This window comes from Anaerotignum faecicola (assembly GCA_024460105.1).
Classification (GTDB): Bacteria; Bacillota; Clostridia; order Lachnospirales; family Anaerotignaceae; genus JANFXS01.
Genome location: JANFXS010000088.1, coordinates 1 through 572, shown reverse-complemented (window position 1 = coordinate 572; position 572 = coordinate 1). Strand labels below are relative to the sequence as shown.

General features: G+C 49.1%; 1 protein-coding gene. It reads right to left on the bottom strand.

Annotated features, from left to right (window positions below; all coding sequences use genetic code 11):
- Positions 1-416: D-alanyl-D-alanine carboxypeptidase (locus NE664_12895; GenBank protein MCQ4727531.1), on the bottom strand; the 416-nt coding region annotated here is incomplete at its 3' end.
- Between the last annotated feature and the right edge of the window lie 156 nt (positions 417-572).

Here is a 572-nt window from a genome sequence, read left to right as displayed (position 1 = left end):
ACCACGATGCATTTGATCATGGTCTCTACCGTCTGGGTCTCCCCCTCTTCCAGAAAGACCTGGGAACCTCCCATGGACTTGGCGTGGGCGCTGGTAACCACCTCGTCGGTCATTTTGATTTTCCCGGAATCCAGAGCGTCAAAAATCAGGATCAGCGTCATGATTTTCGTAATACTGGCGGGACTCCTTTTCGTATCTGCATCTTTTTCGTATATTACCTGTCCGGTGGATGCCTCCATTAGAAGCGCACTGGGCGCCTGTATGGACGGCCCTCCCTCGGCGTTTACGGCCTTTGCTTCTTCCGACCGGATTACCATGTCCGACGCCACGGCAATGTCCGGCTCCTGCCCCCACGCAGCATGAGACGGACAGAGGAAAAGCAGCATGCTTAAAACAAGAGCTAACAATCGTTTCATAATTTCCCCTGATTAAATCCTTTGTTTCATTGTATGGATGGGATTTCCCTTCCTATGCCAGTTTTTGCCAAAAATTTTTCCTTAATTTTCCCGTGATACGATTTCATCCTGTCTGAAAGTATGATATACTGAGTCAGGAGTTTGTACTGTGTCCGG